This is a genomic window from Mycobacterium sp. ENV421 (assembly GCF_002887815.1).
Classification (GTDB): domain Bacteria; phylum Actinomycetota; class Actinomycetes; order Mycobacteriales; family Mycobacteriaceae; genus Mycobacterium.
The window spans coordinates 191,646-213,630 of record NZ_PDHO01000006.1 but is presented as its reverse complement, the minus strand read 5'-3'; the positions used below and the strand labels follow the sequence as shown (position 1 = coordinate 213,630).

General features: G+C 67.0%; 21 protein-coding genes. 15 read left to right on the top strand and 6 right to left on the bottom strand.

Annotation, left to right across the window (positions count from 1 at the left end; translation table 11 throughout):
• From CRM90_RS10605 to CRM90_RS10585, 5 genes are read left to right on the top strand one after another with little or no spacing between them, the layout of a single operon-like run.
• Positions 1-246, top strand: a complete 246-nt coding sequence (locus CRM90_RS10605) for a hypothetical protein (RefSeq protein ID WP_102806988.1) — start codon at positions 1-3, stop codon at positions 244-246.
• A gap of 13 nt (positions 247-259) precedes the next feature.
• Complete coding sequence (locus CRM90_RS10600) at positions 260-1,525, top strand: tetratricopeptide repeat protein (RefSeq protein WP_233209261.1); 1,266 nt, start codon at positions 260-262, stop codon at positions 1,523-1,525.
• Complete coding sequence (locus CRM90_RS10595; RefSeq protein WP_102806932.1) at positions 1,509-2,399, top strand: NifU family protein; 891 nt, start codon at positions 1,509-1,511, stop codon at positions 2,397-2,399. The genes CRM90_RS10600 and CRM90_RS10595 overlap by 17 nt, the downstream gene beginning before the upstream one ends.
• Positions 2,396-3,574 carry an NHL repeat-containing protein gene (locus CRM90_RS10590; protein ID WP_102806931.1) on the top strand — a complete coding sequence of 393 codons (1,179 nt, stop codon included), beginning with the start codon at positions 2,396-2,398 and terminating at the stop codon, positions 3,572-3,574. Before CRM90_RS10595 ends, CRM90_RS10590 begins: the two co-directional genes overlap by 4 nt.
• Positions 3,571-4,407 carry a hypothetical protein gene (locus CRM90_RS10585; RefSeq protein ID WP_102806930.1) on the top strand — a complete coding sequence of 279 codons (837 nt, stop codon included), beginning with the start codon at positions 3,571-3,573 and terminating at the stop codon, positions 4,405-4,407. The genes CRM90_RS10590 and CRM90_RS10585 overlap by 4 nt, the downstream gene beginning before the upstream one ends.
• A 12-nt stretch (positions 4,408-4,419) precedes the next feature.
• Here CRM90_RS10585 and hypB read toward each other — a convergent pair whose 3' ends face one another.
• Positions 4,420-5,187 carry a hydrogenase nickel incorporation protein HypB gene (hypB, locus tag CRM90_RS10580; protein ID WP_102806929.1) on the bottom strand — a complete coding sequence of 256 codons (768 nt, stop codon included), beginning with the start codon at positions 5,185-5,187 and terminating at the stop codon, positions 4,420-4,422.
• Positions 5,188-5,210: 23 nt separating this feature from the next.
• Positions 5,211-5,546 (bottom strand): hydrogenase maturation nickel metallochaperone HypA/HybF, encoded by a 336-nt coding sequence (locus tag CRM90_RS10575; protein WP_102806928.1) that lies wholly within the window; start codon positions 5,544-5,546, stop codon positions 5,211-5,213.
• A 251-nt stretch (positions 5,547-5,797) separates the two neighbouring features.
• Here CRM90_RS10575 and hypF point away from each other — a divergent pair, with 251 nt between their 5' ends.
• Genes hypF through hypE form a run of 4 tightly spaced genes read left to right on the top strand, consistent with a single transcriptional unit; the run spans position 5,798 to position 10,536 of the window.
• Complete coding sequence (gene hypF / locus CRM90_RS10570; RefSeq protein ID WP_102806927.1) at positions 5,798-8,128, top strand: carbamoyltransferase HypF; 2,331 nt, start codon at positions 5,798-5,800, stop codon at positions 8,126-8,128.
• Positions 8,101-8,376, top strand: a complete 276-nt coding sequence (locus CRM90_RS10565; protein WP_102806926.1) for a HypC/HybG/HupF family hydrogenase formation chaperone — start codon at positions 8,101-8,103, stop codon at positions 8,374-8,376. Before hypF ends, CRM90_RS10565 begins: the two co-directional genes overlap by 28 nt.
• The gene (hypD, locus tag CRM90_RS10560; protein ID WP_102806925.1) at positions 8,373-9,473 is read left to right on the top strand and encodes a hydrogenase formation protein HypD; all 1,101 of its coding nucleotides are present in this window, start codon (positions 8,373-8,375) and stop codon (positions 9,471-9,473) included. The genes CRM90_RS10565 and hypD overlap by 4 nt, the downstream gene beginning before the upstream one ends.
• Positions 9,466-10,536 (top strand): hydrogenase expression/formation protein HypE, encoded by a 1,071-nt coding sequence (hypE, locus tag CRM90_RS10555; protein ID WP_102806924.1) that lies wholly within the window; start codon positions 9,466-9,468, stop codon positions 10,534-10,536. Before hypD ends, hypE begins: the two co-directional genes overlap by 8 nt.
• A gap of 51 nt (positions 10,537-10,587) precedes the next feature.
• Here hypE and CRM90_RS10550 read toward each other — a convergent pair whose 3' ends face one another.
• Complete coding sequence (locus CRM90_RS10550) at positions 10,588-11,574, bottom strand: SDR family NAD(P)-dependent oxidoreductase (RefSeq protein WP_102806923.1); 987 nt, start codon at positions 11,572-11,574, stop codon at positions 10,588-10,590.
• A gap of 183 nt (positions 11,575-11,757) precedes the next feature.
• Between CRM90_RS10550 and CRM90_RS10545 the strand changes: the two genes are divergently transcribed.
• The 5 genes from CRM90_RS10545 to CRM90_RS10525 all read left to right on the top strand — a co-directional run bounded on the left by CRM90_RS10545 (position 11,758) and on the right by CRM90_RS10525 (position 17,826).
• The gene (locus CRM90_RS10545; protein ID WP_102806986.1) at positions 11,758-13,413 is read left to right on the top strand and encodes a nitric oxide reductase activation protein NorD; all 1,656 of its coding nucleotides are present in this window, start codon (positions 11,758-11,760) and stop codon (positions 13,411-13,413) included.
• 202 nt (positions 13,414-13,615) lie between these two features.
• Positions 13,616-14,320, top strand: a complete 705-nt coding sequence (locus tag CRM90_RS10540; protein WP_286145626.1) for a CbbQ/NirQ/NorQ/GpvN family protein — start codon at positions 13,616-13,618, stop codon at positions 14,318-14,320.
• Positions 14,321-14,333: 13 nt separating this feature from the next.
• Positions 14,334-15,452: an ABC transporter substrate-binding protein gene (locus CRM90_RS10535; protein ID WP_102806922.1), complete on the top strand. Its 1,119-nt coding sequence runs from the start codon at positions 14,334-14,336 to the stop codon at positions 15,450-15,452.
• Between the two features lie 4 nt (positions 15,453-15,456).
• Positions 15,457-16,584 carry a spirocyclase AveC family protein gene (locus tag CRM90_RS10530; RefSeq protein ID WP_102806921.1) on the top strand — a complete coding sequence of 376 codons (1,128 nt, stop codon included), beginning with the start codon at positions 15,457-15,459 and terminating at the stop codon, positions 16,582-16,584.
• A 27-nt stretch (positions 16,585-16,611) separates the two neighbouring features.
• Positions 16,612-17,826 (top strand): cytochrome P450, encoded by a 1,215-nt coding sequence (locus CRM90_RS10525; RefSeq protein WP_102806920.1) that lies wholly within the window; start codon positions 16,612-16,614, stop codon positions 17,824-17,826.
• Positions 17,827-17,905: 79 nt separating this feature from the next.
• Here CRM90_RS10525 and CRM90_RS10520 read toward each other — a convergent pair whose 3' ends face one another.
• Complete coding sequence (locus tag CRM90_RS10520) at positions 17,906-19,195, bottom strand: TetR/AcrR family transcriptional regulator (protein WP_370508266.1); 1,290 nt, start codon at positions 19,193-19,195, stop codon at positions 17,906-17,908.
• A 126-nt stretch (positions 19,196-19,321) separates the two neighbouring features.
• Complete coding sequence (locus CRM90_RS10515; RefSeq protein WP_102806918.1) at positions 19,322-20,452, bottom strand: PQQ-dependent sugar dehydrogenase; 1,131 nt, start codon at positions 20,450-20,452, stop codon at positions 19,322-19,324.
• 136 nt (positions 20,453-20,588) lie between these two features.
• On the opposite strand from CRM90_RS10515, the gene CRM90_RS10510 reads away from it, so the two are divergent.
• Positions 20,589-21,422 carry a DoxX family protein gene (locus CRM90_RS10510; RefSeq protein WP_233209260.1) on the top strand — a complete coding sequence of 278 codons (834 nt, stop codon included), beginning with the start codon at positions 20,589-20,591 and terminating at the stop codon, positions 21,420-21,422.
• 34 nt (positions 21,423-21,456) lie between these two features.
• Here the strand turns inward: CRM90_RS10510 and CRM90_RS10505 are convergent, their stop codons facing one another.
• Complete coding sequence (locus tag CRM90_RS10505) at positions 21,457-21,870, bottom strand: PH domain-containing protein (protein WP_199189848.1); 414 nt, start codon at positions 21,868-21,870, stop codon at positions 21,457-21,459.
• Between the last annotated feature and the right edge of the window lie 115 nt (positions 21,871-21,985).

Genomic DNA, 21,985 nt, shown 5'->3' with positions numbered 1-21,985 from the left:
ATGTGTGAAGCGCCCCGGCCGAAGACCACCGTCGGCAAGGACATTTCCACCGACGAAGCGTTAGATGTGCAGACCGTCGTCGTCGAGGAATGCGGCCGGTGGGCGGTCGAGATCGTGGTGGTGTTCGCCGACGGCGTGGTGCGCAAGCGCATCGACACACACCACACCAAGGCCCGCGCCGAATTGTCGGCCCGACTGATCAAGCGCGCCGCCGAGCGCGAAATTCGCGGACCCATCAACGGATGACGGGAGAGATGGCGTGACCGCAGTTGTCAACACCGATGAGGTGGACACCGACGTCCTTGCGGTGCGGCCCCAACCACTGGGCGCCTTCCCACTCCCGCTGGGGTACATGCTGATTCCGGCATCGGTGGCCACCGAGGACGCCCGGTGCGCGCTGCTCGCCGGCAACGTACCGCAGTGGCCCGATGCGCTGCGAGCACACGAGCTGGCGCTGGCCGGTGACCGTGACGGCGCCCTGGAGATGCTGACCGGTGCTGATCCGGTCAGCCGATACAACCGCTTCGTCATGGACCCGGACGGCGACGATCCCGCCGAATTACGCTCGCTCTTGGGTGAATTCGCAGTTCTGGTGGATGTCGTGCTCTTTGCGGTCGGCCGCTCGCAGGTCGCACCGGAGTTGGGTTCGGCCGGTGCAGAGCTCGCGGCCCTGGTGTTGTCGACCCAGGCCAGCAGCGCATTCAACGATGGCGATGCGGCCCGGGCCACCGCGCTGCTCGACCAGGCGGCCGACGAAGCGGCCGCCGTGTCCAAGCCGTTGTACGCAGTGCTGCTCGGTGCGGCGGCCTCGATCGCGGCGCACGGCGGCCAGCCGGACGCCGTCCGGCGCTTCGAGACGGCGCTCAAAGGCCTCGAAGGCGCTGACGGTCTGCGCGTCGCTCGGGCCGAACTGCATCTGACCTTGGCGGGGCTGCTGCACGAACAGGCGCCGGAGCGGCCGGAACTGCTGGCAGCTGTTGTGCCGCATTATCATTCGGCGCTGCAGCTGGTGTTGCGTGATGAAGCTCCGCTGCTGTGGGCGTCGGCGCACGCCAATCTGGCGACCGCCTACCTGACGATGCCGATGACAGAGGCCTCCGGTCAGCTGCGACTTGGTATCGCGGCGCAGTCGTTGCGCTCGGCGCTCAAGGTGTACACCCGCGAGGACTATCCCGAACAGTGGGCCAGTGTGCAGCTGAACCTGGCCAATTCACTGGTCTACACCCCGTCGAAACACCAGGCCGACAACCTCGTCGAGGCCGTCGAACTCTACGAGGCAGTCCTGGGCGCCCGGGACCGCCACAGCGATCCGATGGGCCGGGCCCGGGTGCTCGCCAATCAGGGCAACGTGTTGGCGCATCTGGGGTCCTTCGACCAGGCGAGAGCCAAACTGTACGAAGCTCGGTTCCTGTTCGAGGAACTCGGCGACGGCGACTCGGTGCGCACGGTTCGCGGCGTACTCGACGAGATCGCCCGGCAGATCACGCTGGGCAGGACGGACGGCACCGATGTCGACGACCACTGAACGGCCGATCACTGAGCCGACTTTCGAAGACCTCGCCAAACGCGTCGACGACGCCGTCGCCGCACTGGACAGGTTGGATCCGTCGGCGCGCGAGGTGGCCGAGGAGCTCAAGGCCGCCATCGAGGGCATTCACCGCGCCGGTCTGGTGACGATGGTGCGCCGGATGCGCGGCGACGAGGCGGCGCGGCAGGTGCTGTTCGAGTTGGTGGACGATCCGATCGTCCATCTGTTGCTGTCTCTGCACGGGATCGTGCGACCCGACCCGGTCACCCACGCCAACCAAGTGTTGGCCTCGGTGCGTCCACAACTGCAAAGCCACGGCGGAGACGTGACCCTGGTGCGGGTGGACGATGGCACGGCGTACGTCCGGCTGGAGGGAGCGTGCAACGGCTGTTCCATGTCGGCGGTGACATTGCGCAACCTGGTGGAAGAGGCTCTGGTGCAGGGTGTTCCGGCGATCTCGGCGGTGGAGGTGTTGCCGAACGAGCCGACACCGACACTGATTCCGATCGAGGCGCTACGGATCGGGCGTGACCCGGCCGGTGAGGGCTGGGTCGAGTTGGGCCCGGCCGCTGGCCTGGCCGTCGACGATCTGTCGCCGCGGAGCGTGACGACAGCCGACGGCGAGCGTGCCCAGGTGATCGTGGTCAACGCGGGCCGGCGACTGTCGGCCTACCGCAACGAGTGTGCGCACGAAGCGCTTCCGCTGGACAACGCGATACTCGACCTGGAGACCAACACGCTGACCTGTCCGTGGCACGGCTTCTGTTATGACGCGACGTCGGGGGAGTGTCTCAGCGCTCCCGGCGCCCAGCTGGAACAGCTGCCGTTGCGCGTCGACGACGGTGTCGTCTGGGTTCGCGTCGGCGGATGAGCCGCTACACCGTCCGGCACAACGTGAGCGGACTGGGCACCCGCGTCGACGTGATACCCGATGTCGATCGCACCGGCGGCTGGTCACCCGCGCTGTGGCTGGGCGCGCCGGCACCCGGCGGCCTGGCACTTCCGCCGGCGAAACCGTCTCTGTCCTGGATGTATTCGCCGCGTGGCGTGTTTCTCGGCGACCGCCACCTGGTGGTGGCCGACTCGGGAAACCATCGCGTCCTGATCTGGCACGGCATACCCGACGACGACGAGCAACCTGCCGATGTCGTGCTCGGACAACCGGACGGCGAGTCGGAGGGCCGCGCGGCCGGCGGTCGCGGTCCGGAACGCGGAATGAACCTGCCGACCGGGGTTCTGGTGCACGACGGCCGGCTCGTCGTCGCCGATGCCTGGCATCACCGGATCCTGGTGTGGAACACCGTGCCGCAGACGAGTGACGTGGCGCCCGACCTCGTGCTCGGCCAGCCCGATGCTGCCTCCGTGGTGGAGAACCGCGGCGGTGAATGCTCGGCGTCGACCCTGTATTGGCCGTTCGGAATCGGAATGGTCGGCCGGGCCTTCTGGGTTGCCGACACCGGCAATCGCCGAGTTCTCGGGTGGCGCAACGGGATACCCGAGGCTGATCAGCCGGCAGATGTCGTGCTGGGTCAGCCCGACGCGGCGACGCGGGAGGAGAACCGGGGCGGTGCCGTCGGTCCGGCCACGTTCCGCTGGCCCCACGACATCACCGGTCGCGACGACCTGCTGCTGGTCGCCGACGCCGGCGATCACCGGCTGCTGGGGTGGTCGCCCCCGCCGGAGGCCGACCGGGACGCCGATTCCGTGCTCGGCCAGCCGGATTTCACCAGCGCGCTCGAATGGCCCTATGGACCGCACACTTCGGACCGGTTGCGCTTCCCCTATGCGGCGTGCCTGGATCGCGAGCGGCTGGCCGTGGCTGATACCGCCAACAACCGGATTCTGCTGTGGGACGGCATGCCTGACGATGGCCGCGGCGCCGATCACGTGCTGGCCCAACCGGATTTCGGCTCCAACGGCGAGAATCGGTGGACCTCGGTGCAGCGCAACACGCTCTGCTGGCCGTACGGCCTGTCGCTGCGTGGGGACATGCTGGCGGTCGCCGACTCCGGCAACAACCGGGTGATGATCTGGCGGCGGACGTGAGACCGCGAATCATCCAGGGAGACGACCAGATCGGGTTCTACTGGTCGACACCGACCGGCAGCCCGACGTCGCTGCAGGCCCTGGTCGCCGTCGACGACGAACCAGACCGGCTGATGGCCACCCACCTCGAAGCGCTCGACGATGCGCTCATCATCGCCGCAGGCCGCTTCGGTGAGATCTTGGGGGGTGGGCGGCCACCCGCCGATGCCGACGAACGTGACGGCCTTGTCGAGCTGTACCGAACCCTCGACCGGTTGTGCCTCGAATTCGCGGCGGCACAGGAGTTGACCGGATTCGGTGTTGATCTGCGGGCCGGAAAGATCGTCGGCACGGCCGCCTTGTTCTCGATCCGGGCGCGCCTTCCGCTGGACCTGCTCGGACCCGCGCCGTTCGACGGTGAACTCGACGATCCGTCCATCGGCGTCATCGGTGGCTTCGGCGAATTCCACCACGTCGATCCGGACGCGCCATGGAAGGGCGGCCGCTGGGTGGTCCGTACCGAAGCGGGCCAACGTTTTCCGCTCACTTTGGCGATGCTGTTCTTCGACAGCTCAGGGGTCAACAAGGATGCCGCGCGCAAGGAACATCGCGACGCATTACAGGCGTTGGTCACGGCGGCACGTTCCCCGGCTGCCGATCCGTTGACAGTGAGCTGTGCGGTGGACTGGCTGCTGTACGACTGGCTGATGGCACATCGCGAAGACCCGGACAGCGCGGAGATCGTCTTCCCCAAGGGATACGAGGATGACGCCGCTTTGGTGGTTTCGGCTGCAGCGACGTCCGTTTCCGCGCGGGCAACGTTCGATCCCGGCCTGCTGGGGCTAATCGCGTGATCGCGTGTCCGCTCAGGGTGCGGTGGCCGCCCCGGACGCAAAGCGGCGAAGCCACTCGAACCAGGCCGCCATGCCCTCGCCGGTGCGTGCACTCACCGGCAGGATCGTCGCCGTCGGGTTGACCTCACGGACCCGCGAAATGTAGGTGTCGACATCGGTATCCAGATGGGGCACCAGGTCGATCTTGTTCAGCAGCACGACATCGACGGAGCGGAACATCACCGGGTATTTCAGCGGTTTGTCCTCGCCCTCGGTCACCGAGTACACCATCGCTTTGGCGTGTTCGCCGACGTCGAACTCGGCGGGGCACACCAGATTCCCCACGTTCTCGATGATCACCAGGTCCAGCGCGGGAAGGTCCAGGCCCTGCAGGGCGCGATTGACCATCGGGGCGTCGAGGTGGCATTCACCGCCGAAACCGTTGTTGGTGTTGAGCAACGAGATCTGCGCGCCCCGGCCGGCGAGCTTGGCGGCGTCGAGGTCGGTGGCGATATCACCTTCGATCACGCCGGCGGCGAGATCTCCGGCGAGCTCGTCGAGGGTGGCGGCGAGCACCGTGGTCTTGCCAGAGCCGGGCGAGCTCATCAGGTTCAATGCGCGGATGCCGTTGCTCTCGAAGGCTCTCCGGTTGATATCGGCTCTCGTATCGTTCTCGGCGAAGATGTGCTCGAGTACCTCGATCCGCTGGGAGCCGGTCGCATAACCACTGTGATCACCGTGGTCGTGGTCGTGGTCGTGGTCGTGCACCGTGCCGTCGTCGTGGCGGTGAAACCTACCCATGTCGAATGCCTTTCGCTATCCGCTTACGTCACGTCGACCGAGGTGACCAGGAACTCGGTGCCTCGCACCACCTCGACATCGGAACTTTCGCACTCCGGGCAGCACACCGAGAACCGGGACGAGATCTCGGAATGCTCGCCGCAGCTGCGGCAGTCCACCTCGGCAGCGACGAACTCGAGCTCCAACTCCGCCTCGGGCATGCTTTCGTGTTCGCGGACCATCGTCCAGCAGAACGACAGCGACTCCGGAACCACCTGCCGCAGCGCCCCGATCTGGACCCGCACCACATCGATGCGGCGGCCGTCCGCGTACGGCCTCACCACCCCGGCGATCGCGTGGCACAACGACAATTCGTGCACTGTGGGATTTTCCGTCCTCCCCATTGGGCAGGCCTGCACCCTACAGCGCGTAGACAGCACCGGCCGAGGGTATTTCGGCCGTAAAAACGCCGACTTTCGCCGCGGAATTCTGATTGTGGTCGGCCTACCGCGGGACTAGCGTGGGATGACTGCCCGCGAACAGCCCAACTGCGGGTGGCCGTCTTCTGCTCAGGAGGTTCATGAGCATCTACGTGCGCCCGCGATCGGTCGACTGAGGTGACGGTGACCCGATGAACGTGCGGGTGCGTCTTCACATCACCGGTGTGGTGCAGGGCGTCGGGTTCCGCCCGGCTGTCGCACGGATCGCCGCCGAATTCAGGCTGGGCGGTCTGGTCTACAACGACGCGGGGTCGGTGCACTGCGAGTTCGAAGGGCCGCCAGGTGATGTCGAGGCCGCTGTCACGGCGCTGCGCCTGCGACCGCCGCCGATGGCACGCATCGACAATGTCCGCATCACCCGGGTCGACCTCAACGGCGACAACCGCTTTGACATAGTCGGCAGTCGCGACGGCGACGAGTCGCGCACCCTGGTTCCGCCCGACATCGCGGTGTGCGCGGACTGTCTGCGCGAAATGCGGGACACGGCCGACCGCCGCTACAGGCACCCGTTCATCACCTGCACCAACTGCGGACCGCGCTACACCGTGATCACCGATCTGCCCTACGACCGGCCCGCGACCACGATGGCCGGTTTCCCGATGTGCGAGGCATGCGACGCCGAGTACCACGATCCGCTGGATCGCCGCTATCACGCGCAGACCATCGCCTGCCCGGAGTGCGGGCCTCGGCTGACGTGGCGGTCCGCCGACGGTTCGCCGAACACCGACGATCCGATCGGTGCGGCGGTGGCTGCGCTGCGGGCCGGACTTATCGTCGCGGTCAAGGGGATCGGCGGCTTCCATCTGGCCTGCCGAGCCGACGATGCCGCCGCCGTCGCCGAACTGCGCCGCCGCAAGAACCGGCCGGCCAAGCCGTTCGCGGTGATGGTCGCCGACCTGGCCGGCGCCGGCGAGATCGCCGTGCTCGACGACGCGGTGTCCACCGCGCTGACCGCGCCGTCGGCACCCATCGTGCTGGTCGGCAGCCGGCCGGGGACGGTGGTCGACGGTGTTGCTCCGGGCTTGACCGACGTCGGTGTGATGCTTGCCTACTCACCGGTGCACCACCAGTTGTTCGATCGGCTGGGCCGTGTCCCGCTGGTGATGACGTCGGCGAACCGCGGCGGGTCACCCATCGTGTTCCGCGATGACGATCTCGGCTGGATCGATGGGCTCGCCGACGCCGTGCTCACCCATGACCGGCCCATCCACGTGCCGTGCGAGGACTCGGTGGTGATGATCGACGACCGCGGCGCGCACGTGCCGCTGCGACGCTCGCGCGGATACGCCCCGCTGCCGGTGTCGGTGCCCGGCCCGCTGCCGGAGCGGGTCATCCTCGCCACCGGCGGCGACCTGAAAACCACTTTCTGTCTGGTGGGCGCGGACGGCCACGCCCACATGTCCGCCCATCTGGGCGATATGGCCGACCCGCGGACCCAGGGCTGCTTCGAGGCGGCGCTGGAGCATCTGGCGTTCATGACCGATCGCACCCCGGACGTGATCGCCTGTGACCTGCACCCCGGGTACGCCACCACCGCGTGGGCGCGGCGCTACGCCGAGGGCCGGCCCGTCCTCGCCGTCCAGCACCATCACGCCCACGCTGTCTCACTGCTCGCCGAACACCGACGGCTGGGTACGCCGGTCATCGCGGTCGCCTACGACGGCACGGGCTACGGCACCGACGGCACCATCTGGGGCGGCGAACTGCTGGCGATCACCGACGCCGCCCGCTTCACCCGGGTGGGTCACCTTCGACCGTTCGCGCTGCCCGGCGGTGACGGTGCCGTGCGCAATCCCGCCCGGATCGCTCTGGATCTACTGCACCGGGCCGGTATCGAGTGGGCCGGCGACCTGCCGTCGGTGGCGGCGCTCGACGAGAGGTCGCTGCACATCCTGCGCCAGCAGATCCCGCGCGGCCTCGGCTGCGTCCCCACCACCAGCATGGGGCGGCTCTTCGACGCGGTGTCCAGCCTGCTCGGCGTCTGCCAGCAGGTCAGCTATGAAGGCCAGGCGGCGGTGGAGCTCGAGCACCTGGCTCGCCGGGGCGACGCGAGTCCGTTGGACATCCGCGTCGCCGATGGTGTGCTGGACCCCGCACCGCTGATCACGGGGATCGTCGAGGGGCTGCGGCGCGGTACACCGGCTGCTGACCTGGCCGCCGGCTTCCACGACGCGGTGATCCGCGCGACCGCGATGGCAACCGCCGAATGCGCTCGTGCGGTGGGGATTTCGGTCATCGGACTGACTGGCGGCGTGTTCGCCAATCGCCTTGTGCTGCAGGGCCTGCGGCAGGTCCTCACCGCGGGCGGCTTCGAGGTGCTAAGTCACCGGGTCGTGCCGTGCAATGACGGTGGGCTGGCGCTGGGCCAGGCCACCATCGCCGCCGCGACGCTCGCCGATGGGCGCGCCTCGGCTGTATCGGAAAGGAACGGCGTATGTGCCTCGGAATCCCCGGCAAGGTGATCGAAATGTGGGAGGAGGCCGGCACTCGGATGTCGACCGTCGACTTCGGCGGAACCACCAAAACCGTGTGCCTGGCATATCTGCCCGACATGGAGATCGGCGAATACACCATCGTCCATGCGGGTTTCGCGATCACCCGACTCGATGAGGACTCGGCCAACGAAACGTTGCGGATGTTCCGAGAACTCGGCGTGCTCGACGAGGAACTCGGTGGCGCCGAGGGGCAGGGCAGGCGGGGGCCGGCATGAAGTATCTCGACGAGTTCCGCGATCCGGCCGCCGCCAGGACTCTGGTCGACGCTATCCGGCGCCAGGCCAGTCGCCCCTGGACGATCATGGAAGTGTGTGGCGGGCAGACGCATTCGATCATCCGGAACGGCATCGATCAGCTGCTCGACGGTGCGGTCGAGTTCATTCACGGTCCGGGGTGCCCGGTGTGCGTCACCCCGCTGGAGATGATCGATCGGGCCTTGGAGGTAGCCGCCCGCGACGACGTCATCTTCTGTTCGTTCGGCGACATGCTGCGGGTGCCCGGTAGCCGCCACGACCTGTTCAGTGTGCGCGCCCGCGGTGGTGATGTCCGGATCGTCTACTCGCCCTTGGACGCCACCCGAATCGCCGCCGACAACCCTGACAAGCAGGTGGTGTTCTTCGGCGTCGGGTTCGAGACCACCGCCCCCGCCAACGCCATGGCGGTGCTGCACGCCCAACGGCTTGGCCTGACCAACTTTTCGGTGCTCATCTCACACGTTCTGGTACCTCCCGCGATGACGGCGATCCTCAGTTCGCCCACCAACCGGGTGCAGGGGTTCCTGGCCGCCGGCCATGTCTGCACCGTGATGGGCACCGCGGAGTACGGGCCGCTCGTGGAGAAGTTCGGCGTACCCATCGTGGTAACCGGGTTCGAGCCGCTGGACCTGCTCGAAGGCGTGCGGCAGGTGGTCGATCAGCTCGAATCGGGCAAGGCCGAACTGCGCAACGCCTATCCGCGGGCGGTCAGCGACGCCGGCAACACGGTGGCGCAACAGACGCTTGCCGAGGTGTTCACCGTGGTCGATCGGCAGTGGCGCGGGATCGGCATGATCCCGAAGTCAGGGTGGGCGCTCTCGCCGCGCTATGCCGAATTCGATGCCGAACTCAAGTTCGGCGTGGGGCACCTGCAGGTACAGGAGTCCGCCGAGTGTCACGCCGGGGAGGTGCTGCAGGGCTTGCTCAAGCCCAACGAGTGCCCGGCATTCGGCACCAGCTGTACGCCCCGTACCCCGCTGGGCGCCACGATGGTGTCCAGTGAGGGAGCGTGCGCAGCGTATTACCAATTCCGGCGGTTGGGGGCCGCTCATGTCTAATTCGGTGGGTATCGATCCGTCGGATTGGGTGTGTCCGTTGCCATTACGGGAGACCAAACGCATTGTGCTCGGCCACGGCGGCGGCGGGATCCTGTCCGAGGAGCTGATCGAGAATCTGTTCCTGCCTGCCTTCGGCTCTGATGGTGGCCCGGCTCGTGACTCCGCGGTGCTGGCCGTTGCCGGTGGGCGGATTGCCCTGACCACCGATTCTTATGTGGTCAACCCGCTGTTCTTTCCGGGCGGCAACATCGGGGACTTGGCGATCAATGGAACGATCAACGACCTCGCGATGAGCGGTGCTCAGCCGCTGGGGTTGACCGCCGGCTTCATCATCGAGGAGGGTTTGGAGCTCGAGGTGCTCGGGTCCGTCGCTCAGACGATGGGCAAGGCGGCCGCTGATGCGGGCGTCGGCATCGTGACCGGCGATACCAAGGTCGTCGGAAGAGGCAGTGCGGACGGTCTTTTCGTCAATACCGCCGGTGTCGGTGTGATACCCGACGGCGTCCGCATCGGGCCTGAGCAAGCCCGTCCCGGTGACCACGTGGTCGTGTCCGGCAATCTCGGTGAGCATGGCGTGGCGATCATGAGTGTGCGCGAAGGAATCGACTTCGGGACGACGGTGGTCACCGACAGTGCGCCGCTACATCTATTGGTGGCGGCGATGCTGGCGGCGGTGCCCGACCCGAACGTCGTACATACCCTGCGTGATCCGACCCGCGGGGGACTGGTCGCCTCGACCGTCGAGATCGCCCGCGCCGCCGGTGTCGGCGTCGAACTCGACGAGCACCGGATTCCGATTCCTGATGCGGTGTCGTCGGCCTGCAGCTTCCTCGGGCTCGATCCGCTTCAGGTTGCCAACGAGGGCAAGTTGGTGGCTTTCGTCGACCCGGCGCACAGCGATGCAGTGTTGGCGGCAATGCGTTCCCGGCCCGAAGGTGCGGGAGCGGTTGTCATCGGCCGGGTGGTTGCCGACCATCCGGGCATGGTGGTCGGGCGCACCGCGTTCGGCACCACCCGGGTGATCGAACGTGAACTGGGCGAACAACTTCCGCGGATCTGCTGAGCCGTCAGCCCACAGCGGCGGGCGTGCGGCCGGCACGACGCGGTCGTGGAATCAGTTTCGGGACATCGTCTTCGGAGGTTCCGGAAACTCGACGTCGGCGCCGCCCGGCATCGGACTGATGCCGCGGCGATCACAGACCTCGAGGACCTCGTCGACGATCGACTCCGGCACGATGAACTTCTCGGTGGCCGATATCTGGTCGAGATGGCCCGAGATGTCTTCGGCTGACGGCACGGTGCCGACATCGGCCAGCCACCCTTCACTGAGCCCGATGAACGCCCGCGCGTAGCGTCCCGCGCATGCCGAATAGTTGCGATGGGTGAACGTGCACGCCGTACTCGCCAGGAACGCCACCAGCGGGACCACCAGTTCCGGTCTGATGGCGCGCATGAAGCCGGATTCGGCGAGAAACTTCTCGTCGCCGACGGTCTCGGTCACCATCCGGGAGAACCCCGTGGGGAGCACGGAGTTGGCGCGAATTCCGTGCGCTTGCCCCTCGATCGCAATGACATTCGACAGACCGATGAGACCCGCCTTGGCTGCCGCATAGTGCGCCTCCATCGGCTGGCCGAAGACGCCCGCCGAGGACGAGATGAACACGAAGCGGCCACCGCCGGCCGCCCTCATCACCCGGTAGGCAGGCTGTGACAGGTGAAAGCCGCCATCGAGATGGACCCGCAGCATTCGCGTCCAATCGTCCTGCGAGAGCTCGTCGAAGGCGACGCTGCCGAAGATACCCGCGTTGCTGATGACGGCATCGAGGCGGCCGAACGACGTCATGGCCGCGTCGACGATCGCCGCCCCACCCGCCGCGGTGTCGACCGAGTCGTATGACGCGACCGCGCGTCCTCCGGAACTGGTGATCTCCTCGACCACCGAATCGGCGACCGACGAGTCCACTCCGTCCCCGTGCATGGTCGAACCGAGGTCATTGACGACGACGGCCGCACCCCGCCTGGCCACGTCGAGCGCGTACAACCGGCCGAGTCCACGACCGGCACCGGTCACGATGACTGATTGGCCCGTGAAGTCGATCATGTCGTCACCCTTGTCAATTCGGTTCGGATAACCGCGACCCCGACACCGCGTAATCAGGCAGTTGACTGCTGTTCGATCGAACCCTACGGTGGAACAGATATTTGGTCAACGAGGCCAACGACCGGTCCGGAAGGACGGAGGTGCTCGGTGGTGGACAACGAGCGACTCGCCCGGCTGGCCGTCATGGCATCGGCTCTGGCGGGGCGCACCGTGGTGGTGGCGCCCGCCGAGCCCGGCTCGCCGTCGTGGACCGACGGCCAGCGCATCTTCGTCAATCCCGGCGGCGACCGGTGCGCGATCATCGACGCCATCGCCGTGCAAGCATCGCTCATCGCGGCGGGCAGTCTCGATGCGGAGATCGTCCGAGCGCTGGGTCGCAAGACCCGGCTGGTAGCTCGGTACCTGGCCGTCGAGGGGCGCCGCGCGGTGCTGGCAAACGCCGACGTACTGCCGGGCGCGCTGGCGTCGCCGGCTACACCTGCAGTCGCGGGCGGCAGCCAATCGGCCTCGGAGTCACTGGCGATCGCGAGAGGTTCGGCGCCGATTGCCGAAGCGCCTGCGCATTTCGGGGAGATCCGGCCGAAGCAGGTACTCGAGACGATCAGGCGTGGGGCCAAGGCAACCGACCATGACTCGGTCGGCCACATCCCGAGACGGGATGGCGCGGCGGAAATCGAGGCACTCGACGACGGTGAATTGATCACGGCGGCAGACGGTCCCGACCTCTTTTCCAGTCCGGTCGGTGGTGGCGGGTTCATCGGGAAGTGGTTGAAGAAGATGCTGTCGTCCACCCGTGCCGGCAGTTCTGGCGGTGGACCCCCGGGCGCGGACTCACCGACGCATCGCGCCAACGTGTCCACGCGAGGCGCCCACGTCGTGTCCTCGACCGCGTCAGCGGCGACCGAAGACGGGGCGGACGCTGATGCGAGCGGAATGACCTATCCGGAGTGGGACGTCAACCACATGCGGTACCGCCCGAACTGGTGCACGGTCCGCGAGGTCGAACCCCGGGTGGAGCCCGATGCTTCGGCGGCCATCGCCGATGCCGTCGCGCTTCGCCGCCCGCTCGCGCGCCTCGGCATGGGTCTGCGTCGCCGGCACCGGCAGCCCCAAGGCGATGAGATCGACATCGATGCCGCTGTATCCGCACGTGTGGAGGTGCGGGCCGGATCGGTGCCCGATGAATCGGTGTATCTGGACAGCCTGCGCCGCCGCCGCAACCTGTCGGTGCTGGTGTTGCTCGACGTATCGGGTTCGTCGGCGGAGGCCGGGACGCTGGGCAAGACAGTCCATGAACAGCAATGCCGCGCCGCCGCCGATCTGGTCGTGGCGCTGAACGACCTAGGTGATCGTGTTGCGTTGTACGCCTACAACTCTCAGGGCCGCAACGCAGTGAACGTGATGCCGATCAAACGCATGGACGACCATCTGGACACCCGAGTGCTGCGCACGCTCAACAGCGTTGAACCGGTGGCGTATTCGCGCCTCGGGGCCGCCATCCGGCACGGCACAAGGGTGCTCGAGGAGCGGGGCGGAACGCCGCGACGCCTACTCGTCGTGTTGTCGGACGGCCTTGCCTACGACCACGGTTACGAGCGCGGCTACGGCGCCGCCGACGCGCGCCGGGCACTGACCGAGGCGCGTCGCAGCGGTACGGGGTGTGTGTGTCTGACGGTGGGTGCGAGCGTCGATTCAGCCGAGCTTCGTCGCGTCTTCGGCAGCGCTGCCCATGCGGTGGTGAGCCGTCCGGAACAGCTTCACGGTGTGGTCGGACCGCTGTTCCGGTCAGCCGTCCGCGCAGCTGAGGCCCGGCGACGGGTGCCGGCGGCACGCGCTTGAAACAAACATCTGTTCCGCGATAGGCTGCCTACACCGCAGAACGGCGGGGAAGGAAAGAACGTCATGCCACAGCTCCCGGGCGAGCTCGAGCAACCGCAACGGTGCCACCTGTCTCCCCGGCGGCGAGCGTCCGTACTACCAGGCGCTCGGCAACGAGGAGGCCGTCTTCAAAGCGGCCTATCGGCAGGGGCTTTCGCTGCTGTTGAAAGGTCCCACGGGCTGTGGCAAGACCCGGTTCGTCGAGGCGATGGCCCACGACCTCGGCCGCCCGCTGATCACCGTGGCGTGCCACGACGACCTGACCACCGCCGATCTGGTCGGCCGCTATCTGCTGCGCGGTGACGAGACGGTATGGGTCGACGGGCCGCTGACCCGCGCGGTGCGCGAGGGGGCGATCTGCTACCTCGACGAGGTGGTCGAGGCCCGCCAGGACACGACGGTGGTCCTGCACCCACTCGCCGATCACCGCCGCCAGCTCCCTATCGAACGGCTCGGCGTGACGCTCGACGCGGCGGCCGGCTTCGGGCTGGTCGTCTCCTACAACCCGGGCTATCAGAGTGTGCTGAAGGATCTGAAGGACTCAACTCGTCAGCGCATGGTTGCGATCGACTTCAGTTTCCCCACAGCCGAAGTCGAGGAGGAGATCGTGACCCGGGAGGCCGGCGTCGGCCGTTCGGTGGCAGCTGAACTGGTGCGGTTCGGCCACGCGGTACGCCGCCTGGAGACCGGCGGACTCCGCGAGGTGGCATCGACGCGGGTGCTGATCGCGGCGGGACGGCTGGTCGCCGAAGGGTTACCGATGCGCGATGCGGCGCTCGCCGCGATCGCGGGACCGCTGACCGACGATGCGGTCGTCAGTCGCGGGCTTGCCGAAATGATCGACATCTACCTCGCCGCTCCGGCCTGACCAGGAGACGTCAATGTCCTACGAGAGCACCGCCGAGCCGATCAAGGTCGGCTACCTGATGGACTTCACGTTGCCTCCGGGCTTCCCGGACGAACTCCTGTCGTCCTTCACCCGGTGCTTCGAGCTGGTTTTCGAGGAAGCCATCGCCGACGGTGTCATCGATCGGCCCGTGCAGATGATCTACAAAGAAGTCGAGGGCCTGCCCAAAGGCAGTGTGAAGGCAGTGATCGACGCCTATGCCGAGCTCGTCGACGACGGCGCCCTGGTGGTGTTCGGGCCCAATATCACCGACAACTGTGTGCCACTGCGCGAGGCGATCGAAGACCGCTTCAAGGTTCCCGCTATCAGCGTCACCGGCACCGACGATTGGTTGGGGGAGTGGACGTTCGCGTTTCCGCAGGGCTCGATGACCGACGAACCGATCTTCATCGCTGATCTCGTCGCCAAGCGCGGTCTGACCCAGATCGGTGTTTTGGTCGAACAAAGCCTGATCGGCGAAAGTTATCTGAAGAACCTTCGAAGTGCATGTCGCCGCAAGGGTATTCGCATCGCCGCCGAAGCTGCCATCGCTCAGACGGCGCAGGATGTCGACGAGGCGGTCCGCTCGCTGCACGAGGCGAAGGCGGAAGCCATCGTGCACCTGGGGTTCGGGTTCGGGATCGTCTTCGTCAACCCGGCGCTGGAGGCGCTCGGTTGGGATCCGCCGCGGTTTACCACCACCGCCTTTCAGAACGCCTGGGTCAACCCGATCATGTGGAACGCCTTCATGGGTTGGATCGGAGTCGACCAGTACGACGAGGGCAACCCGATCGGGCAGGCGTGGCTGGACCGCTACGCCGGGCGCTACGACGGCAGCCGGCCCGAGTATTGCGTCACGGTGGTCAACCATGACGTGGCCGCGACGCTGGTGCGTGCGTTCGCGGACTCGCACCCGCTGAGCCCCCGGGGTGTGAAGGAGGCACTCGAGCGGGTGAAGATGTTGCCGGCCGCCTCCGGTGCGCCGGGAACCCGGGTGTCGCTCGGCAAATGGACGCGTCGCGCGTGGATGGGAGCCGGCTACCTGGTGGCGCGCACGCTCGATGCCGACGGCATCAACTCGCATCTGGTGGATCGCTTCGGTGCGGAGGACTGATCCGATGACAGCCCAGGAATTCGTACCGACACCCACGGTAACCGTTCGCACCGGGCCGAACTGGGGCCGAGTGATCTCGTTGGTCGCCTGGCTCGGCTTTCTCGGCGTGTTCGCGGCAGTCGGGCGTACCCACGTCGACCCGCGGGTGGCCAACCCCAACGTCGAGGGCCGGCCCCGCCCCGTCGAGTTCCTCAACGGCTGGGACCACTGGCAGCTGGTGCCGCAGATCGGTGCCGCGCTGATGGTCGCGGCGCTCACCGTCGTCTTCATCCGCGGCTGGCGCAAGAACCCGGGCAGCCCCGTGCTGCTGATGGTGCTGTGCACGACGCTCATCGTGTGGCAGGACCCGATCATGAACTGGTCGCCGTACGCGGTGTACAACCCGGCCTTGGTGCACTGGCCGGAATCCTGGTACCTGATCATGATGTCGCCGACCGTGGAGCCCTTCATCGTGTTCGGCTACGTCACGTTCTATTTCGGGCCGTACTTTCCGGCGATCTGGATCTTGCGCAAGCTGCAGGCCAAGTACGGACCCGCGGCGTACGTCAGCCGGCACCCGCTGATCAGCCTCGGCGCCCTGGTACTGGTGATCGGGTTCGTCTTCGACGCGATGCTGGAGATCAGCCTGGTCCGGACCGGGTTGTACATCTACTCGCAGGCGATCCCGTTCGGAACCTTGTTCCCCGGCAGCACATTCCAATTCCCGCTGCTCTGGGAGTCGTTGTCGGTGACCTTCGTGATGATCCCGGCGGCCATCCTGGTCTACCGCGACGACACCGGGAAGTCGGTCGCGGAGAAGCTCGCGGCCAGGGCCCGCATCTTCCCGGCCCGGCCGGTCCTGGGCACCTTCCTGGTGATGTTCGCGATCATCAACGTCGCGTATTTCGCGTACGGCAGCTGGTTCTGGGTGATCAAGGCCAGCGGCGCCGCCACCTCCGTCGCGTGCCCGTGGCCCTACCCCGAGGCCAAGGTTTACGACCCGCAGGGCAACTACGAGAAGGCGGGGGCGCAAGGCCCGTTCTCGGTGGGCAAGTGGTCCACCTGGCAGCAGGGCCTGCCCGACGGTCGCCCCGATGTGACGCCCCCACCGCCTGGTGACGGCGCCTGCGCCCCGGCGAATCCCGCCGGCTGACCACGAATCCCAATCTAGGAGCCCGGTATGGAACAACTCTTCGACGACCTCGACGACTTCGGTTCGTTCGACGATGTCGTGTCCGGCAACGTGCGCGATCCGTTTCCGGAGCTGGCCCGGCTGCGTCGAGAAGAGCCGGTTCAGCGCATCGAAGGGTCGTCGATGCCCGGGGAAGCCGGTTTACCCGTGTTCATCGTGTACCGCTTCGAGGAGGCGCAGCAGATGCTGCGCGACAACGAGACGTTCTCGTCGGCCGGGGTGATCGCGGCCTTCGGCCCGGTACTGGGCGAGGGGGTGATGCTCGGCATGGATGAACCCGTGCACGGCCGGTTGCGGGCGCTGATCTCGAAGGCCTTCTCCCAGAAGTCGCTGGCGCGCTTCCAAGACGAACTGGTCGCGCGGGTGGGTGACGAGCTTATCGACGCCTTCGCCGCGAATGGCAAGGCGGATCTGGTGAAAGAATTCACCTTCACGTATCCGAGCCGGATCATCGCCGGACTGCTGGGGCTGCCCGAGGAGGACTACCCCCAGTTTCAGCGCTGGTCGATCTCACTGCTGAGTTGGATCATGAATCCCGAACGGGGACTGGCGGCGTCGGCGGCGTTGGTGGAGTATTACCGGCCAATCCTCGAGGCACGCCGTGCCGAGCCGCGCGACGATCTGATCAGCTTGCTGGCCGCCGCCGAGATCGACGGGGCGAAGCTGGCGGACGAGGAGATCTTCTCGTTTCTGCGACTGCTGCTGCCTGCCGGCGTCGAGACGACGTACCGATCGCTCGGCAATCTGTTGTTCGCCTTGCTGTCCGACCCCGCTCAGCTCGACGCGGTGCGCACTGATCGGTCGCTGCTGCCTCAGGCCATCGAGGAGGGGGTGCGGTGGAATCCGCCGCTGCTCACCATCACTCGGGTCGCCACCCGCGACACCGAACTGGGTGGGGTGCCGATTCCGGCGGGTGCGTCGGTGATGCCGATGTTGGGGGCGGCGAACCGGCAGGAGGACCGTTGGCCGGATCCCGATAGGTTCGACATCTTCCGTGAGCAGCGCAGTAGCCTCGGCTGGGGATACGGCGTGCATGTATGCCTGGGCATGCACCTCGCTCGGCTCGAAATGCGCACCGCCGTAAACCTTCTGCTGGACCGCCTGCCGAATCTGCGGATGGACCCGGACGGGGACGACCCGCACATTCGCGGACAGATCTTCCGGTCGCCGACGTCGTTGCCGGTGCTCTTCGATCCGCAGTAGCGAGGCGTGCCCTGTTCGGGCTGTAGTTATCGACACCGTTACTCGCAACTTCGCGCGATAACGACAGTGTCGAGCGAACCTACGACCGCGTGACGACGACGCCGCGAAGTGATGTGTCGCGCACACACAACAGTGCGGCCCGCGTGCCGACCTCGCGAAGGATGCTCTCGGGAATCCAGCCGACGCAGATCACCGAGCGAGCCAGCAGATCGTTGGACGGGCTGTCGATGCTGATCTCGCCGGACTTGATGCCTTCGGAGAGCAAGGCTTTCATCTGACGCACCCGCTTGGTGAACAGCCATCCCGGATTGGGCGTGTCCGGAGGAGACTGCCGCATCCAGGCCAGCTGAATCCGGAACTCGTCGGCGAAGCGGTCCATCGCATTGGTGTTGATCCAGCTCAGGGCGTCCAACTTCTCGACGCTGGAGGAGTCCGACGCCAAGACCTCCGACCACCCCATGGCGACCTTCTCGCCGAACGACTGCATGATCGCCGCCAGCAGCTGGTCCTTGGACCCGATCAATCGGTACACCGTCCCGGTGCCCATGCCGGCCGCCGATGCGATGTCGCGGACGGTCGTGACCTCGTAGCCCTTCTTGCCGAATTCGGTTCTGGCGATGGCGCGTACGTGGGCCGCCTTGTCGTCGGCCTCAGCGTCGGCGCCATCGGCCCAGGACCGGACGACCGCGTCGGCGGCCAGGAACGCCGCGGACGCATCCAGTTGTTCGTCGGTCGGTGAGCCGGCAGCCAGCCCCTCGAGGAGGATTCGGCACAGCAGCGCCGCCGACTTGTCGGAGCTTGCGTTGCCGCGTATGACATCGAGCCCGATCTGCAGCATCGTCTGCACGATCCGCTCGGCCAGCACGGCCAGGTCCACATCGGATCTCAGATAGCCGCTCCAGCGCGCTGCCCGAAGGGTTTCCAGCATCGACTGCAGCAGAGCGGCAGGGCGGCGCGCCGCCAGGACGGTCAGCTCGTGATTCGAACTGGGGCCCTCGTAGAACGACATCTGCAGAGCCGCGCGATGGGTGACCGAGCACTGCGCGATCGCCTTGCAGAGGTCGGCGATCTGGTCGAAGGCCGGGTGGAAGTCGGGATCGTTGAGACGGCTCTGCGCCTCGTCGGCGATCCGGTCCAGGTCTTCGTGATAGCGGTGCAGCAACTCGACAAGGATCGCTTCTTTGGAATCGAAGTGGTGGTACAGGCTGCCGGGAAGAATGCCTGCCGCGTCAGCGATCTCCTGCAAGGACGTGCGCAGGCCGGACGTCGCGATGATCGAGGCCGCGGTCTGCAAGATCTCGGTTCGCCGCGTGCCGTCGTCGTAGGCATGGCTCGTCCCCACGTTCGGTGTCATGCGCGAGCGACCCACGACTCCTCCATTGGCTGGAACCCGATATTTGGTAGACGCTACCAGAGCCGGGTTCGCTGACAGGCCCGCCACCTGCGGATGTGGATCGAAAACGACCAGCTACGGGAGACCCGTTTGGTTTGGATGTCAGGTGTTGTCAGCGTTGCTGCGGGGGAAGCCGCCGCCCTGCGGGAAGAGTGGGAAAACCACGTCGTCGAGCTTCTCGGCGTCTCCGGCGGTCCGGTTGACCGTTGCGCCCCAGATGTTTCCGTCCGGGGCGACCTGCAGCGCCCAGGCGTGACCGTGGGTGTCCTGGCGCACCACCTCGGGCTCACCGGTCACTGACCCGGTGCCCTTCGCCAGTCGCACCGCGACGGTCTGCTTGGCGTTCACCAGGTTCACCAGCACCGTGCCATCCAGCGCGGCACAGCCCGCGACGCCGGGCCGGTCCGGCCACGTCCACACCGTGGAGGTCTTGGCGTCCGGCGTGATGCGCTGTAGGCGGTCACCGGCCGTGGAGCGATCGGTGATGTAGAGCGACTTGTCGGTGGGATCGATGCACATGCCACCGGCCGGACCCATCCCGGACAGTGCGGTGGTGGGCGGCGCGGGTTGCACGGTGGTCGGCTGTTCGAGGCGGATGACCTTGCCTGCCAACGAGTTCGGATCCGCGGCCAGGGCCGGGTTGCCCGCGTCGCCGGTCTGCACGACGAGCGTCGTCGGGCTGGTGAAGATCAACGATCCGCTATTGCCGGTGGCGCCCTTCGGGATCCCGGTCAGGATGTCCTTGGGTATGTCGCCGTCGGCAACCCGGATCACCCGGTTGTCGGTGGGCGTGCTGATGTAGGCGTACATCAGCCCGTCCTGCGAGTAGGTGGGGGACAGCACGATGTCCATCAGCCCGCCGTCACCGCTGGGGTCGACCGGGATGATGGTGTGGATCTTCGGCTCGGCGCTCACCGACACGTCTTTGACGGCACCGGTGGTGCGTTCGGCCACCAGTGCGGTCTTGCTGTCCGGGCCCATGATCAACCCGCTGGTGCTCTCCAGGCAGCCCTGCATGACTCCGGGCGCGGGGCAGGCCTTGGGGAAGGGCTTGGGCGGCAGCGGCGGTGGTGGCGGCGGCGTCGACGGCTGGCCCGGGGCCAGCTGCGGGGCCGTGGTGAAGGGCTGCGAAATGTCGTTGTTGAACTTCGCGCAGCCCGCCGTCGACCCGGCCACGACCGTCACTGCACAGAGTCCGGCCAGCACTCCGCGAACCGACCGGCGTACCTGCATGCCCGCCAGGTTACGGATATCGCGCCGATGTTCGCCACGACGGCCCGACCGCGACGCGAAATCCAGGCAATATTGGCCGCTAGAAGCGCCGCTCAAATCCCCGGTTTGCACCCCGGGTGGCCTTACTCTGACTCCCGTGACGAGTCAAGGCCCCGATCCGCACTGGCAGCGCCCCGACGATTCCTCGGCCCGGCCGACGTCGGCCAAGCTGGTCGACCCCGAGGACGATCTCCCCTCGGCCACCTACGGTGGCGACTTCGAGACCACGACCATTCCGCACTACACGTCGGGACTGCCGGGTTCGGCGCCGTCAACCGGCTACGGCCTGCTGCACGACCCCGAGCCGCTGCCCTACGTGCAGCCGCACCTGGACCCGACCCCCTCGCAGGCCACGCCGATGGAGATCGAACCCTTCGACGCCGAAGAACGGGCGAAGGCCGCGGGACGCCGCGGCACCCAGGACCTCGGCATGTTCCTGTTGCGGGTGATCATCGGTGCGGCGTTCATCGGACACGGACTGCAGAAGGCCTTCGGGTGGTGGGGCGGCCAGGGGCTGGACGGTTTCAAGACCGCGCTCGCCGACGCCGGATACCAGCACGCGAGCGTGCTCACCTATGCCGGTGCCGGCGCCCAGATCCTGGTGGGTGTGCTGCTGGTGCTCGGACTGTTCACCCCGATCGCGGCCGCCGGCGGGATCGCCTATCTGGTGAACAGCTTGCTCACGATCATCTCGGCACAGCGCCAGGACGGCTACCTCGCGGTCTTCGGACCGGACGGCATCGAGTACCTGCTGGTGCTGATCGTCGCGACGTCGGCCGTCATTCTGGTCGGCCCCGGCCGCTACGGATTCGACGGCGGACGCGGCTGGGCCCGGCGCCCGTTCGTCGGGTCGTTCATCGCGTTGCTGCTCGGCATCGGTGGCGGCATCGCGGCGTGGGTGTTCCTGCACGGCAACAACCCACTGGCCTGATCATTCGTAGGGCCTGATCATTCGTAGGGCCGGATCACTCGTAAGGATTGGGCACCCGCCCGCCGCTGGCCTCGGCCAGCAGCGGCAGCGTCGTGAACGTCACCGCGGGCAGCAGCAACCGCGAGCCGTCCTTCAGGTGCGCCCGCGCCCATGAAGTGCGCTCGAACCCGAGACCGTCGACCTCGTCCCAGCCGACCGTGCGGCTGCCGAACAGCGTTCGTGCCGTCAGGGTGTTGCGGTCAGCCACGGTGCGCAGCCGCACGATCGCCACCGACGCCAGGATGGGCAGCACCATGAACACCGCACCCCAGGTGGGGAACACGGTGATCATCACCAGCAGGCCCAGGGCCAGGAAGCCCGAGGCGAAATGCGCCATCGGCGACATCCGGATCACCACGGGTTCGGCGGGTCTGGTCGTCGATTCATCGGGTGCACGACGGGAGGCCATGGCTGTCATCATCCCACCTACCGGCGGCGCGACCCGGGGCCCGCGTCGGGATTTGACGCTTGACCAGTGCGGAGGCTACCGTCGCAGGTTATGAAGACCGGCGGAATGCTCGTAG